The organism is Reyranella sp., assembly GCF_050185545.1.
Classification (GTDB): Bacteria; Pseudomonadota; Alphaproteobacteria; order Reyranellales; family Reyranellaceae; genus Reyranella.
In genome coordinates this window covers 1-14,310 of the sequence record NZ_JBFWZI010000085.1, presented here as the reverse complement: position 1 = coordinate 14,310, position 14,310 = coordinate 1, and the positions used below count along the sequence as shown (strand labels likewise).

The 14,310-nt window shown below is 67.2% G+C and carries 15 protein-coding genes; 5 read left to right on the top strand and 10 right to left on the bottom strand.

The window, feature by feature from the left end:
• Positions 1-25 precede the first annotated feature (25 nt).
• The 4 genes from fabI to AB7O82_RS21315 all read left to right on the top strand — a co-directional run bounded on the left by fabI (position 26) and on the right by AB7O82_RS21315 (position 4,481).
• A complete protein-coding gene (gene fabI / locus AB7O82_RS21330) occupies positions 26-862 on the top strand; it encodes an enoyl-ACP reductase FabI (protein ID WP_428547828.1) in 837 nt (278 codons plus the stop codon).
• 18 nt (positions 863-880) lie between these two features.
• The gene (aroC, locus tag AB7O82_RS21325; RefSeq protein ID WP_428547825.1) at positions 881-1,951 is read left to right on the top strand and encodes a chorismate synthase; all 1,071 of its coding nucleotides are present in this window, start codon (positions 881-883) and stop codon (positions 1,949-1,951) included.
• A 214-nt stretch (positions 1,952-2,165) separates the two neighbouring features.
• Positions 2,166-2,705, top strand: a complete 540-nt coding sequence (locus AB7O82_RS21320; protein WP_428547822.1) for a hypothetical protein — start codon at positions 2,166-2,168, stop codon at positions 2,703-2,705.
• Positions 2,706-2,723: 18 nt separating this feature from the next.
• Positions 2,724-4,481, top strand: a complete 1,758-nt coding sequence (locus AB7O82_RS21315; protein ID WP_428547819.1) for a S49 family peptidase — start codon at positions 2,724-2,726, stop codon at positions 4,479-4,481.
• A 184-nt stretch (positions 4,482-4,665) separates the two neighbouring features.
• Here the strand turns inward: AB7O82_RS21315 and AB7O82_RS21310 are convergent, their stop codons facing one another.
• The 6 genes from AB7O82_RS21310 to AB7O82_RS21285 form a co-directional block, all read right to left on the bottom strand.
• Positions 4,666-5,172, bottom strand: a complete 507-nt coding sequence (locus tag AB7O82_RS21310) for a 2'-5' RNA ligase family protein (RefSeq protein WP_428547816.1) — start codon at positions 5,170-5,172, stop codon at positions 4,666-4,668.
• A gap of 1 nt (position 5,173) precedes the next feature.
• On the bottom strand, positions 5,174-5,929 hold the full coding sequence (locus AB7O82_RS21305) for a DUF169 domain-containing protein (RefSeq protein WP_428547852.1): 756 nt from the start codon (positions 5,927-5,929) through the stop codon (positions 5,174-5,176).
• Positions 5,930-6,107: 178 nt separating this feature from the next.
• Complete coding sequence (locus AB7O82_RS21300) at positions 6,108-6,845, bottom strand: SDR family NAD(P)-dependent oxidoreductase (RefSeq protein ID WP_428547813.1); 738 nt, start codon at positions 6,843-6,845, stop codon at positions 6,108-6,110.
• Positions 6,838-7,626, bottom strand: coding sequence for an alpha/beta fold hydrolase (locus tag AB7O82_RS21295; protein WP_428620115.1), 789 nt, complete (start codon positions 7,624-7,626; stop codon positions 6,838-6,840). The genes AB7O82_RS21300 and AB7O82_RS21295 overlap by 8 nt, the downstream gene beginning before the upstream one ends.
• A gap of 2 nt (positions 7,627-7,628) precedes the next feature.
• Complete coding sequence (locus AB7O82_RS21290) at positions 7,629-8,924, bottom strand: O-acetylhomoserine aminocarboxypropyltransferase (protein ID WP_428547807.1); 1,296 nt, start codon at positions 8,922-8,924, stop codon at positions 7,629-7,631.
• A 6-nt stretch (positions 8,925-8,930) separates the two neighbouring features.
• Positions 8,931-9,119 carry a DUF1192 domain-containing protein gene (locus AB7O82_RS21285; protein WP_428547804.1) on the bottom strand — a complete coding sequence of 63 codons (189 nt, stop codon included), beginning with the start codon at positions 9,117-9,119 and terminating at the stop codon, positions 8,931-8,933.
• A gap of 66 nt (positions 9,120-9,185) precedes the next feature.
• On the opposite strand from AB7O82_RS21285, the gene AB7O82_RS21280 reads away from it, so the two are divergent.
• Complete coding sequence (locus tag AB7O82_RS21280) at positions 9,186-10,178, top strand: NAD(P)H-quinone oxidoreductase (RefSeq protein ID WP_428547801.1); 993 nt, start codon at positions 9,186-9,188, stop codon at positions 10,176-10,178.
• Between the two features lie 204 nt (positions 10,179-10,382).
• Here the strand turns inward: AB7O82_RS21280 and AB7O82_RS21275 are convergent, their stop codons facing one another.
• The 4 genes from AB7O82_RS21275 to AB7O82_RS21260 form a co-directional block, all read right to left on the bottom strand.
• A complete protein-coding gene (locus tag AB7O82_RS21275; RefSeq protein ID WP_428555830.1) occupies positions 10,383-11,651 on the bottom strand; it encodes a TRAP transporter large permease in 1,269 nt (422 codons plus the stop codon).
• Positions 11,648-12,211, bottom strand: coding sequence for a TRAP transporter small permease (locus tag AB7O82_RS21270; protein WP_428555833.1), 564 nt, complete (start codon positions 12,209-12,211; stop codon positions 11,648-11,650). The genes AB7O82_RS21275 and AB7O82_RS21270 overlap by 4 nt, the downstream gene beginning before the upstream one ends.
• A 9-nt stretch (positions 12,212-12,220) precedes the next feature.
• On the bottom strand, positions 12,221-13,243 hold the full coding sequence (locus AB7O82_RS21265; protein ID WP_428555836.1) for a TRAP transporter substrate-binding protein: 1,023 nt from the start codon (positions 13,241-13,243) through the stop codon (positions 12,221-12,223).
• 119 nt (positions 13,244-13,362) lie between these two features.
• Positions 13,363-14,022 (bottom strand): DUF1013 domain-containing protein, encoded by a 660-nt coding sequence (locus AB7O82_RS21260; protein WP_428555839.1) that lies wholly within the window; start codon positions 14,020-14,022, stop codon positions 13,363-13,365.
• Between the last annotated feature and the right edge of the window lie 288 nt (positions 14,023-14,310).

The following is a 14,310-nucleotide window of genomic DNA, read 5'->3' as shown; positions in this document are numbered from 1 at the left end:
TGCCGTCCCCCGCTAAGAACAACCCATGACCGTAGCTGGACAGTTGATGGCCGGAAAAAAGGGCCTCGTCATGGGCGTTGCCAACGAGCGCTCGATCGCCTGGGGCATCGCCAAGGCCTGCCATCAACAGGGGGCCGAGGTGGCATTCACCTTCCAGGGCGAAGCCCTGGAACGCCGGGTCCGGCCGCTTGCCGGCTCGATCGGCGCCAAGATCATCCTGCCTTGCGACGTGACCGATCCGGCCAGCATCGACGCGACCTTCGCCGAGCTGTCCAGGCAATGGGGCGGGCTCGACTTCCTGGTCCACGCGATCGCCTTCTCGAACAAGGACGAGCTGCGCGGCCGCTACCTCGACACGTCGCCGGAGAATTTCCAGCTCACCATGAACGTGAGTTGCTATTCATTGACTGCGGTGGCGCAGCGCGCCGTGCCGCTCATGTCGAACGGCGGCTGCATCCTCACCCTCACCTACTACGGCGCCGAGCGGGTGATCCCACACTACAACGTGATGGGCGTCGCCAAGGCGGCGCTGGAGGCGAGCGTGCGCTACCTGGCGGCCGATCTCGGGGAGCAGAAGATCCGCGTCAACGCCATCTCGGCCGGACCGATCAAGACCCTGGCTTTCGCGGGGATCAACGACGGGCGCTATATACTGAAGTGGAACGAGCTCAACTCGCCCCTGAAGCGCAACATCACTCAAGAGGAAGTCGGCAACGCCGCCCTCTATCTGCTGTCGGATCTCGGCACCGGCATGACCGGTGAGATCATGCATGTGGACGGCGGCTATCACGTCGTCGGCATGATCAAGACTTCTTCGGCCAAGCAGATCGCCGAGCTGCTCGGCAATTTCGAGGGCGAGTAGGACGGGAGGCCGGCGGGCATGGCCGGCAGCAGCTTCGGAACGCTGTTCAAGTTCACGAGTTGGGGCGAGAGCCACGGCCCGGCGATCGGCTGCGTGGTCGACGGCACGCCGCCGCGCATCCCGCTCGCCGAAGCCGACATCCAGGTGTGGATGGACAAGCGTCGGCCCGGCCAGTCGCGCTTCGTCACCCAGCGCCAGGAGCCCGACACCGTCCGAATCCTGTCCGGCGTCTTCGAGGGCGTCACCACCGGCACGCCGATCGGCCTGCACATCGACAATGTCGACCAGCGCTCGCGCGACTATTCGGAGATAAAGGACAAGTTCCGTCCCTCGCACGCCGACTACACCTACTGGAAGAAGTACGGTGTGCGCGACTATCGCGGCGGCGGCCGCCAATCGGCGCGCGAGACAGCCGTGCGCGTCGCCGCCGGCGCCATCGCCCGCAGGATCCTGGGTGGCGGCGTCACCATCCGCGGCGCCGTGGTTCAGCTCGGCACCCAGAGGATCGCGCGCGACAAGTGGGACTGGGAGGCGACGGCGGACAATCCCTTCTGGTGCCCCGACCGGCAGGCGGCGCAGGTCTGGGAGGGCTATCTCGACGACGTGCGCAAGCGCGGCAGCTCGTGCGGCGCGGTGATCGAGGTCGTCGCCTCCGGCATCGCACCGGGCCTCGGCGATCCGGTCTACGACAAGCTCGATGCCGACCTCGCCAAGGCGCTGATGAGCATCAATGCCGTGAAAGGCGTCGAGATCGGCGACGGGTTCGCCACAGCGGCGATGAGCGGCGCGGAGAATGCCGACGAGATGCGCATGGAGGACGGCGCCCCGACCTTCCTGAGCAACCACGCCGGCGGCATCCTGGGCGGCATCTCGACGGGGCAGGACATCGTCTGCCGCCTGGCCGTGAAGCCGACCAGCTCGATCCTCACGCCGGTGCGCAGCGTCGATCGCTTCGGCAACGAGGTCGAGTTGCGCACCAAGGGCCGCCATGACCCCTGCGTCGGCCTGCGCGCCACGCCGGTCGCCGAGGCGATGGTCGCGTGCGTGCTGGCAGACCATCTGCTGCGCCATCGCGCGCAGTGTGCGTGAGGCCACGGCGGTGGTTGCCTTCATCGGCGCCATGCCTGGGCCGGACCAACCATGTCCTCATCCTGAGGAGCGCCCGGAGGGCGCGTCTCGAAGGATGGGCCACAGGAGATCGTTGGAAAAGTCGTGTGGCAGCACCTGATCTGTAGCCCACCCTTCGAGACACGACCTTTCGGGGCCGCTCCTCGGGGTGAGGTGTCGTTGTAGGCTGGAATCCATGGGAGCTGCCGTTCGGCCGGTCGAGGCGCGCTACAGTCTGTTGCACAACATCAGCATGGCGGCGGTGTCGGCCGGCATGGTGACGGCGGCGATCGTCTATTTCGTCCGCAACCCGACCAACGCGCCGACCCTCTCACTGAACGATCCGCGCTTCGTGATGTTCGCCATGCTGGCGGCGGCGATGGCCTACTATGTCTACGTCGGCATCAGCCACTATCTCGATCGCACGCCGCAAGTCGTCATCGACAGCGGCGGTGTGTCCCTGGGATTCGGGCGCAACTGCCGCCTTGCCTGGAGCGACATCCAGTGGGTGAGGTTGCGGCGGCTGGCGCTGCGTCCCCAGCTCGAGATCGGCGTCGCCCCGGAGGCGTTCATCGCGGCCAATCTGCGCCTGTCTATGTGGAACCTCGACGATGGCCTGCGACCGATCCGCGGCATGCCGACCGCCGTGCTGGTGCGCGACAACGGGCTCGATGTCTCGGCTTCGGCGATGCTTGACGCCGCACGGACGTTCCGGCCGAATCTCGTCAAATCCTGAAAGCTGATCGGAGCAACCATGTGGCGATTCATTGTGGGCCTGCTCGCCACCGTGGGCGCCCTCGTCCTGATTGCGATCGGTGGCGTCATCGCCCTCGTCTCGTCGGGGACGTTCTCGAGCAAGCCGCTGCCGCAATCGATCGTCCTGTCGCTCGACCTGCGCGACGTACCCCCTGAGACGGTCTCGGGAGATCTCTGGAGTGGTGGGTTGTTCTCCGACAAGCGCGACATCGTCGAGACGGTCCAGCTCCTGCGGCAGGCAGCCGACGATCCACGGGTTGTCGGCCTGTTCGTCGATATCGGCGACGAACGGGCGGGACTGGCACGCGTCCAGGAGCTGCGCCAGGCGATTGCCCATCTGCGCAGCAAGGGCAAGTTCGCGATCGGCTTCGCCGAATCGCTGGGCAGCGGCGGCGCCCACTTCGCGGACTACTATCTCGCCGCCGCGCTCGACCAGATCTGGCTGCAGCCGAGCGGCGGCTTCGCCGTCGCCGGCATCGCCATCGAGACGCCGTTCCTCAAGACCGGGCTCGATCGGCTGGGCATTCAGATCGAGGGTGGCAAGCGCTTCGAGTACAAAAGCGCGCCCGACTCCTTCCGCGAGACGGGCTATACCGGCCCGGCGCGGGAGAATCTTCAGAAGCTGCTCGACAGCCTGTTCGGCCAGTTCATCGCCGATGTCGCCCGCGATCGCCGCCTCGAACCCGAAAAGCTGCGGCGGGCGATCGACTCCGTTCCGTTCGAGGCCGATCAGGCGCAGCGCGAGGGCTTGGTCGACAAGCTCGGCTATCGTGACGATGCCCTGAACGAAGCGTGGCGGCGCGCCAAGACCCGCGAGCTCGTCACCCTGTCCGACTACGCAGCCGATGATGCCCGGCCGAGGCCGCGCGGCGAGGTGGTCGCGCTGGTGCAGGTCAGCGGCCCGATCGTCTCGGGCGGTGGCCCCTCGGGCCCTTTGGACAGCGATTCGATGGCGCAGGCGGACGACGTCACCGACGCCCTGGACAAGGCGGTGAAGGCGAAGGGGGTGCGCGCCATCGTGCTGCGCGTCGACTCGCCCGGCGGCACCTATCCGGCGGCCGACGCCATCGCCAACGGCGTGGCGCGCGCCCGGAACGCGGGCAAGCCGGTGATCGTGTCGATGAGCGACGTAGCGGCATCCGGCGGATACCTGGCCGCAATCAAGGCCGATGCCATCGTCGCCCAGCCGACCACCATCACCGCATCGATCGGCGTGTTCGGCATATGGCCCGTGGCGAGCGAGCTGCTGACCTCGCTCGGCGTCCGCGTCGAGCGCCTGGCGGTCGGCACCAACGCCGGCATGTACTCGCCCTTCCAGCCTCCCACCGCGGCGCAACGCGCTGCCGTCGCGCGTGAGCTCGATCACATCTACGCCGCCTTCACGCGCCAGGTCGGCGAAGCCCGCAAGCTCGAAGGGGCCCGCCTCGATTCGGTCGCGCGCGGTCGCGTCTTCTCCGGCGTCGACGCCAAGTCCGTGGGCCTGGTCGACGAGCTGGGCGGCCTGCAACGCGCACTCGACATTGCCAGGGCCAAGGCAGGCATAGACGAGTCGATCCAGGTCGAGCTGCGCCGCTTTCCCGGGGAGGAGGATCGCTGGCAACGGATCTTCGATCGGCTGCTGCACTTGAGCGGCATCGACGCAAAGGGCCCCGCCCTCCACGCCCCGCGCGAGGTGCGCGAGACCCTGGCCCGGTTCGGCGTCGTGGCCCGCCCCGGCAACGTCCGCCTGCCGCCGCTTCCTCCGTTGTGGTGGTAACCAAATTCGTTTCCCCCCCGTAATCGGGGAGTAATCGGGGGAAGTGGCCCGAAGGGCCGGTGGGGGAAAGCCTCAGTCCGGGTGTCTCCGATCCTGACGTCGGAATAGGAAGCGTCGTGTCTGGGGCCTTCCCCCTCCGCCCCGTATGACGGGGCACCTCCCCCGATGACGGGGGGGAAAACTGCTACTGCACCAACCTCACCGCCTGCAGTGTCTCGAGCGCGCCGCCGTCGCGCCGCAGCAGGGCCAGTTCCTCGACGCGGCCATGCATGGGCAGGTGCTGGCGCTCGACGATGCGCGCCACCTGCTCGGCGGCCGCGGCATGGTCGAACAGGCCCACCGTGATATGGGGCTCGAAAGCCTCGCGAGCGGGCTCGGGATTGAGCGTCTCGTGCAGCTCGATCAGCTCGGCGGCACCATCGGCCGGCGTCGCGAAGAGATAGGCCGCGCGCGAGGGCGGCGCGAGGTCGTGGCGAACCAGGCGGTCGAGCATGAACCAGAACGGCCGTCGCCGTGCCAGATCGGCCAGCAATGCGCGAAGACGCTCCTCCTCGCCGGGCGCGGCGCCGAACACCAGGGTGAAATGCGGGCCGATCAGGTCGGCCTCGCCGGGATGGTACTGCGCGCGCAACCGCCGCAGGGCGATGTCGTCGGCCTCCGCCAGCAATGGCCAGGCAACGACGAACAGCACGTCAGCCGTAGCTCTTGGCCATGCCGAAAGCGGGATCCATCGCCGCGCCGTAGGGCGGGAACGGATAGCGCAAGCCGTTCTTGCCGAGATGACCCATTCCCTCGATGGCGCGCAGGAACTCGTCCGGCGGGCAGGCCATCAGCAATTCATCGTCGGCGACGCCGCCGTAGCGTCGCTCGGCATAGCAGGGCAGCGACAGCGAGGTCTGCCGCGTGGCGAGCGCGCGCCCCCATGAATCGGCGCAGGCGCTCTCGCCGGTCACCGTGAAGTCGTAGCGGCGATAGCGATGGAACTGCAGGCCGTTGATGAAATAGATCATCTGGCCCGGCGTGCCGTAGAACAGGCAGATGTCGGGCGGATCGAGTCGCGCCGAGCGCAGCGGTGACACAACCAAGCCATTGTAAGTGCCGTACGGCACGCGCGGCATCTGCGCCTGGTGCGCCGCCGACGCCTCCTTGTTGCCGAACCACACGCCGTTCATGTGATCGCCCGACAGGAAACCCTCGCCCGGATGGTTGAGGCCGACCACGCCGCCGCAATTGCCGCCGCGCGTGTTGTCGACGGTGATGCCGAGGGTGAAGCCGTACCAGCGCGACTGCGTCACCATCTGGCACATGGTGAACTTGAAACCATCGGTCGGTTTGCGCAGGCCCTTGATTGCCTCCATGTCCTTTGGGTCCTCAAACAGCCGCATGCCGATCGGCTGGGTGCGGATGCGCAGGAGGTCGATCAGCTTGCCGCTGGCCTCGGCCAGCATCGCGCCGGTGATCTTGTCGGGCGGCGTCCAGGGCGCAGTCTTGTAACCCGGCGGCAAGGTCTGGACGTTCATGGTTTCCTCCGTGTCTGGCTAGCCCCCTTCGCTCCTGCTGAGCTTCGGAGACGGGCATCGATTTCTTGCTTTACACCACCTGAACCTGCGCTGCAGCGCAGGAGGGCTAGGTGAGGTTCAATCCACCGTCGGCAACTATGATTTCCCCGGTAACGTAGTCGTTGGCGCACAGCGCTGCCACCAGATCGGCGATGTCCTCGGGGCGCGCCGGGCGTCTCATCGGCGCCTTGGAATTCCACAATGCGTAAGATGCCTCCCAGCCGGCGCTCATCGGCGTGTCGACCAGGCCCGGCGCCACGCAGTTGATCCGGATTGCCGGCGCCAGCGTTAAGGCCAGCAGGCGTGTCACATGGTGCAGCGCCGCCTTGGCGGTCGCATAGGGGATCGACGCGCCCTTCGGGCGGAATCCGGCATGGCTGCCGATGTTGACGATGCTGGCCGGCCTGCCCTGCTCGGCCGACTTGCGCAGCGCGGCTTCCGCCTCGGCAATCAGCATCCATGGCGCGATCAGGTTTACATCCATCATGCGATGCCACAAAGCGGGCGTCGCCCCCTTGAGGTCGTCATGGGGAAGGCGCAGCGTCTCGCCGGCATTGTTGACCAGCACGTCGAGACGGCCGTGGCGCGCGATCACGTCGCCCACGAGCCGGCCGGCCTCGGCTGGATCGGCGAGATCGGCCGGGTGGTAGCTGGCGCCCGGCAGCGCAGCGAGCATCGCCGCAACTGCCTTCTCAGGTCGCCGGCCATGCAGCGCCACGATGTAACTGTCCCGGGCCAGCCTGCGCGCGATCGCTTCGCCGATCCCCGAAGTCGAGCCGGTGACGAGGGCAACCCGCTCAGACACAGCGCCTCAGGGCCTCCAGCGTCTCGTCGGGCCGCTCGACAAGCATGAAGTGGCCACTGTTGGCGATCGTCACGGTGTGTGCGCCGGCAATCGCACCGGCGAGTGGCTTGGCCTTGACCGCCGGCGTCATGAGATCGCCGTCGCCCAGCACCAGCACGGTCGGACACGCGACGGCGGCCGCGCGCGCCACAGCGTCCTTGTAGGCATTGCAGGCCGCGAGATCGGCATGGATGACGCCCGGCCTGTTGCGCGCCAGGACGGCCAGGGATTCGCGCCGCAGCCATAGGCCGGGCGAGACCATGCCGCCCTTGTGAAGGGCGTTGCCGATGCCCCAGAAGGTCATCAGCTCCTGGACCTTGAGCGTGCCGTCCTTGGCCGAGGCCAGCATCTCCGGATGTACCGGCATCTCCGCGGCGACACCGCACAGGCCGAGCGCGCGCACCTTGTCGGGAAAGCGCGCCGCCGTCTCGACCGCCACGAGGGCACCCATCGAATGGCCGACCAGCGCGGCGCTCTTTAATCCTGCCGCGTCGATCAGCGCTGCCGTCCAGTCCGCCATTGCGGCGATGCTGCCGAGCGGTTCGCCCGACGACCAGCCATGGGCGGGAAAGTCGATCGCCAGCACGCTTCGTCCGTGATGGGCGAACCAGCGCGTCTGCAGCCGCCAGATCGTGCGGTCGAAGCCGGCGCCGTGCAGGAAGACGACGGCGGGCCTGGCGGCATCGAAGGCGACGCCACCGGTCGTGGCGAACACGGTCTCGCCATTGACGGTGAGCTTCATGGTCAGCCCTTGAGCGCGGCGCGCAGCGCCTGGCTGAGATCGTCGACGAGGTCGTCGGGGTCCTCGAGACCGACCGAGAGGCGGATCATGCCCTCGCCGATGCCGGCCTGCTGAAGCGCCGCCGCATCGAGCTGGGCGTGCGTCGTCGATGCCGGATGAATGACCAGCGACTTGGCATCGCCGACATTGGCGAGATGGGAGAACAGGCGCAGCCGTTCGATGAAGCGCCGCCCGGCGTCGCGGCCGCCCTTGATATCGAAGCCGAAGATGGAGCCGGTGCCCTTCGGCAGCAGGCGCTGGGCGAGCGCGTGATCAGGATGGTCGGCGAGCTCGGGCGAGGCGATGCGCTCGACAGCGGGATTGGCCTTCAGGAAGGCGATCACCTTGCGCGCATTCTCGACATGACGCGCCATGCGCAGCGGCAGCGTCTCCAGTCCCTGCAACAAGTAGAACGCCGTCTGCGGCGCCATGCAGCAACCGAAGTCACGGACGCCTTCAGTGCGCGCCCGCATGATGAAGGCATGCGGCCCGAACTCCTCGGTGAAGTCGATGCCGTGGTAGCCGGCATAGGGTTCGGTCAGCGTCGGGAACTTTCCCGACTGCTCCCAGTCGAAACGACCGGCCTCGACGATCACGCCGCCGATCGCCACGCCGTGGCCGCCGATGAACTTGGTCGCCGAATGAAAGACGATGTCCGCGCCCAGCGTCAGCGGCCGGCACAGCACCGGCGAGGCGAAGGTGTTGTCGATCATCAGGGGGATGCCCGCCGCATGGGCGATGTCGGCGATTGCCGGAACGTCGAGCACCTCGCCACCCGGATTGCCGATCGTCTCGCCCAGCACCAGCCGCGTCGCCGGCGTGATGGCGCGGCGAAAGCCGTCGTGGTCGCGCGGATTGACGAAGCTCGTCGTGATGCCGAAGCGCGGCAGGGTGAGCGCCAGCATGTTGCGCGTGCCGCCGTAGAGCGAGGTCGACGCCACGATGTGCCCACCGGCACCCATCAGGGTGGCGATGGCGATGTGCAGCGCCGCCTGTCCACTCGCGACTCCCAGCGCGCCGGTGCCCTCCTCCAGCGCCGCCACCCTTTCCTCGAACACGGCAACCGTCGGATTGGAGATGCGGCTGTAGATGTGGCCGCCGACCTCGAGGTTGAACAGGCTCGCGGCATGATCGACGTCGCGGAACACGAACGACGTCGTCTGATAGATCGGCACGGCGCGCGCGCCGGTGACCGGATCGGGATGCTGACCGGCGTGCAGCGCCAGCGTGTCTGGCTTCAGGAACCTGGCGTCGACCACGGAGCTCTACTTCTTGAAGAAGGCGGCAGCCGCCGCGGCATGGCTCTGCTTGGCCTTGATCTTGGCTTCGACCCGCACGATCTCGGCCTGCAACGCAGCGACGTACTCCTGCAGGTCCTCGACGTTCATCGAGTCGAGGTTGAGCGGCTGCTTTTTCTTCTGTCGCGGATCGAGATCGTCGAGGTCGTAGGCCATGGCGTTGCTCCACGGAAGTGGCTAAGGGAGACCTAGCACTGCTCCCCTCCCTTCGAAAGGCCGACCATGAGCGCACTCCCCGCAACGATGACCTGTGTCGAGATCAAGAAGCCGGGCGGGCCGGAGGCGCTGGTGCCGACGACCCGGCCGGTGCCGCAACCCAAGGACGGCGAGATTCTGATTCGGGTCGCAGCGACGGGCGTCAATCGGCCGGACATCGCCCAGCGGGCCGGTCTGTATCCGCCGCCGCCGGGCGCCTCGGACCTGCCCGGCCTCGAAGCCGCCGGCACGGTCGCCGCCCTGGGCGGCGGCGTCAGCGGATGGAAGGCCGGCGATGCGCTCTGCGCCCTGACCCCCGGCGGTTCCTATGCCGAATACTGCACCGTTCCCGCGCCGCAATGCCTGCCGCTCCCCGAGGGTTTCGACATGCTGCGCGCGGCGGCGCTGCCGGAGAACTACTTCACCGTCTGGCACAACTTGTTCGAGCGCGGCCGCCTTTCGGCCGGCGAAAGCGTACTGATCCACGGCGGGGCGAGCGGCATCGGCACGACGGCCATCCAGCTCGCCAAGGCGTTCGGCGCCACCGTCTTCACGACGGTGCGGACGCCTGAGAAGGCGAAGGCCGTGCGCGCCCTCGGCGCCGATCATGTGATCCTCTACAAGGACAACGACTGGGCGGCCGAGGTCAGGGAACTGTCGGGCGGGATCGATGTCGTGCTCGACATGGTGGCAGGCGACTACCTGCCGAAGAACCTGCAGCTCCTGAAACCGGATGGCCGCTGCGTCGTCATTGCCGTGCAGCTCGGAGCGACGGCGACGATCAGCGCTGGCCTCGTCATGATGAACCGCCTGACGCTGACCGGCTCGACGCTCAGGCCGCAGAGCATCGCCAGCAAAGGACGCATGGCGCAGGGCCTGAAGGAGAAGGTATGGCCGCTTCTCGCAGCTGGCGCCATCAAGCCGATCATCTACAAGACCTTCCGCCTCGTCGACGCCGCCGGCGCGCACGCCGAGCTGGAGCGCGGCGACCATGTCGGCAAGGTCATGCTGACGGTGTGAATTTTGCCTCCCCAGCTTCGCTGGGGAGGTGTCCGCGTCATCGCCGACGGAGGGGTCGAGAGTCTTCCGGACCGCGGGCGTCCCGTCCGCTCATGCTCATGATCTTGAGCGGGCGAGACGCCCGCGGTCCGCATGAGGCTCATGACCCCTCCGTCGCCGTAAGACGGCGACACCTCCCCAACTTCGCTGGGGAGGAGAATGAGTTCAGAACTTCCCCGTCACGAAGTACATCGCGATCCAGGGCTGCCAGACGACCAGGGCGAGGCAGCCCAGCATAAGCAGGATGAACGGAATGGCGGCGCGGCAGAGCAGGCCGAACGGCTGCTTGAAGGCGCTCATGGCGACAATCAGGTTGAGGCCAACCGGCGGCGTCAAATAGCCGATCTCGAGGTTGAGGATCATGATCAGGCCGAAGATGACCTTGTCGTAGCCATAGGCTGCGGCGACCGGTGCGAGCAGCGGCGCCAGGACGAGGATCGCCTCGCCCGTGGTCATCAGGCAGCCGACGATCAGCAACAGGACATTGACCAGCAGCATGAAAGCGATCGGGCTGTCGATGTAGCCCTGCATGAACGCCACCATGCCCTGCGGCACGCGATGCTCGATCAGGATGATGTTGAGGCTGAGCGCCACCGCCAGGACCGGGAACAGCGAGCCGCCGAGCTTCGAAGCCTCGAGCACGACATTGTAGAAATCGACGAACTTCAGCTCCTTGTGCACGAAGATCTCGATCACCATGGAATAGGCCAGCGCCACCGCGGCTGCCTCCGTGGCGGTGAAGTAGCCGCTGTAGATGCCGCCCAGCATGATCACCGGCATGAGCAGCGCCCAGATGCCGCGGCGGAATGTCGTGAAGACCTCGGCGAGATCGAAGCGTTCGCGCGGACGCTTGCGATTGACCCAGACGGCGTAGCCCGACAGCACGAGCGTCAGGAGAATACCGGGCCCGAAGCCGGCCGCGAACAGGTCGGTGATCGAGGTCTCGGTGACGAGCCCGTAGATGATCATCGGGATCGACGGCGGGATGATGATGCCGAGCGTGCCGCCCGACATGATGGCGCCCAGGGTGAACTTGACGTCGTAGCCGGCCTGCCGCATCGCCGGGTACATCACCGAGCCGATCGCCAGCATGGTCACGATCGACGAGCCGGAGATCGCGGCGAACACCGAGCAGGCGAGCACGCAGGCGACCGCCATTCCGCCGGGCAGCGGGCGCGTCACCGCGGCCAGCATGTCGATCAGCCGCTGGGCGATCGAGCCGCGCGTCATGACGTTGCCGCACAGGATGAACAGCGGGATCGACAGGATCAGTTCCTTGTCGAGCCCGATCCACATGTCCTCGACGATGTAGTCGAGCTGCCCCCGTCCCCACACGACATGAACGAAGGCGGCCACCCCCAGCAGGATCACAAGGAGAGGCTGACGCAGGAACAACAGCAGCGCGATCAGCCCGATCAGGGCGACTGAGGTCATTCCTGGAATTCCGGCGGACGGGGACGCAATGACGGCCAGATCGCGTAGATGAAATAGCGGCTGGCGGCCGACAGGAAGCCGGCGGGAATGGCGATCTGAAACGGCCATACCGCCCAGTTGAGCACTGGGGCGCGCAGGTCGGCAGCGAAGGTCGAGTTCACGAACAGGATGCCGTAGTAGGTCACGGCGAGCAGGAAGCAGCCCGTGACGGCGTCGGCGAGGCGGTCCATCCACGGCTCCCAGGCCTTGGGCGCCCAGCCGAAGCCGACCCGGGGAACGAGGTGACTGCCGGTCGCCGTCGCGATGCCGATGCCGGCGAAGCTGCCCACCACGAGGGCGTAGATCGAGAAGCGCTGGGAGGCGAAGATGCCGGTCGGGCCGACGTCGATCCCCAACAGATTGAACACCGGGCCGACGAACTCGCGCCCCAGGACATCGAGCACCAGAATGATGGCAATGAACGAAAAGCAGGCGACGGCGATCCAGCACTCGACCCTGTGCCACGCCGCCAGCACCCGCGCCGCGCCGGGCGGCGCGGACGCGTCGGATGCGTCGTTCATTTCGGGCGCTTAGGCCTTCTTCTCGCAGGCCGCGCGCGCGGACTCCATCTGCTTGTAGAAGTTCGCCGCATCGCCACCCACTTCCTGCACCATCTTGGGCCACGCAGGCTGCAGGGCCTTGCGCCACAGTTCGCGCTGCTCGGGTGTCGGCGTGACGATCGTGCCGCCCGCCTTGACGTGCATGTCGCGCAGGGTCGCTTCGAAGCCCCGGATTTCCTTGCGCAGCTGATCGGCGCTGCGTCGTGCGACGGCCTTGTCGAGGGCCGCCTTCTCGGCGGCCGGCAGCTTGTCATAGACCGCCTTGTTGATGAGGATGATTCCGGGCGCGTCGGCGAGCTCGACTCGCGACAGCACCGGCGCCACCTTGGCGAGGCCTGACGGCAGGTAGAAGGTGATCACGGTGGCATTGACGTCGGTGAGGCCGGTCTGGAACGCCGAGGCGATCTCGGTGATGCCGATCGGGGTTGGGTTGGCGCCGAGCGTCGCCCACATCGCCGCCGACACCTTGTTGGACGCCGAGGCGGCCTTGAGGCCCTTCACGTCGGCCGGCACCAGATAGGGCTTCTTGCCGACGATGTCGCCGGTCCCGACCTCGGTCCAGCCCAGGAACTTGATGCCTTTCTTGGACAGAAGGTCGGACACCGGCTTGGTCATGGCATCCACCGTGCAATCCTGCTCGGCGAGATTCTTGAAGAAGAACGGCAGCCCCAGCAGGGCGAGCTCCGGCGCAATCAGCGCCACGGCGCCGTTGGAGAAGCCGCCCATGTCGATGCGGCCACGCGCCACCTGCTGCACCGTGTCCTGCTCGTTGCCGAGTTGGGCGTTGACGAAGGAGGAAATCTTGAGCTTGCCGCCGCTTTCCTCGGCCACGTCCTTCTCGAAGCGACGCAGCTGAGGCGTGACCCAGGGCGTCTTCTCGGGTGCGCCGGTGGTGTAGCGCAGCTCCGTGGCCTTGTCCTGGGCGACCGCCCCTGCGGTCAACATGAGCGACAGCGCCGCCACAGCGACAGTCGCACCCTTGAGGTGCATCATTGACAAGTTTCCTCCTTTGCCTGCCGGGAACAGCGCACTCGAGGCGCCTTCCTCCCGCCCTCACTGTGCCGCTGTTTGCGGCGCGTGGCGAGCGTCTCGTTGACGCTGCTGTCACATTTTCAGTTGCGCCGGATATCCTCGGAGTCCGGCTGGTCGGCCTCGGCCGGGTCGATCGCCTGATCGGCTGCCTCGCTATCGGGCTCTTCCTCGACAGCCGCCATCGCAGCACCCTTCTTCCTGGCTGCGTCATCCCGCGCGGCGCGCCGGCGCGAGGCGTCCAGGGCTTCGTTGAGATCGCGCAGGGTGCAGAGCCCCAGCGTCACCGGGTCGCGTGGCCGGACGTTCTGCATGTTCCAGTGCGTGCGATCACGCACCGACTGGACGGTGCTCTTGGTCGAGCCGACCAGCTTGGCGACCTGGGCATCCAGCAGCTCGGGATGGACCTTGAGCAGCCAGGCGATCGCATCGGGCCGGTCCTGCCGCTTGGCGACCGGCGTGTAGCGCGGCCCCTTCGAGCGCGCGATCGGCTCGGGGATGTCGCGCGGGCTGAGCCGCAGGCGCACCGATGGATCGCCCTCGCCGCGCTTGATCTCTTCCTTGGTGAGCTGGCCGTTCGTCGTCGGGTCGAGCCCGGTCATGCCGCCGGCCACCTCCCCGTCGGCGATCGCCTGGACCTCGAGCGGATGCAGACCGGTGAAGGTCGAGATCTGATCGAACGTCAGGGTCGTGTTTTCGACCAGCCAGACGGCGGTCGCCTTGGGCATGAGTACTTGCGACATGACTATTCTCCTCGCCCGGATATAGAGGGGCCCCCCGGGCCCGCCAACCCGAAAAGCGGCGGCTGACTGCAAAGATTTGGCCCCAGCAGAATTCTGGGCGGACAAACGGAAACGGCCGGGCAGAGCCCGGCCGTCCCGCTAGCCCAGCTTGGGGGCAGTCTTACTGGATGACGATCTCGACGCGGCGGTTCTGCGGCTCGCGCACGCCGTCGCCGGTCTGCACCAGCAGGCCCTGCTCGCCGCGGCCGATCACCGTGATCGCCGTCGCCGGCACGCCCTCGCGCACCA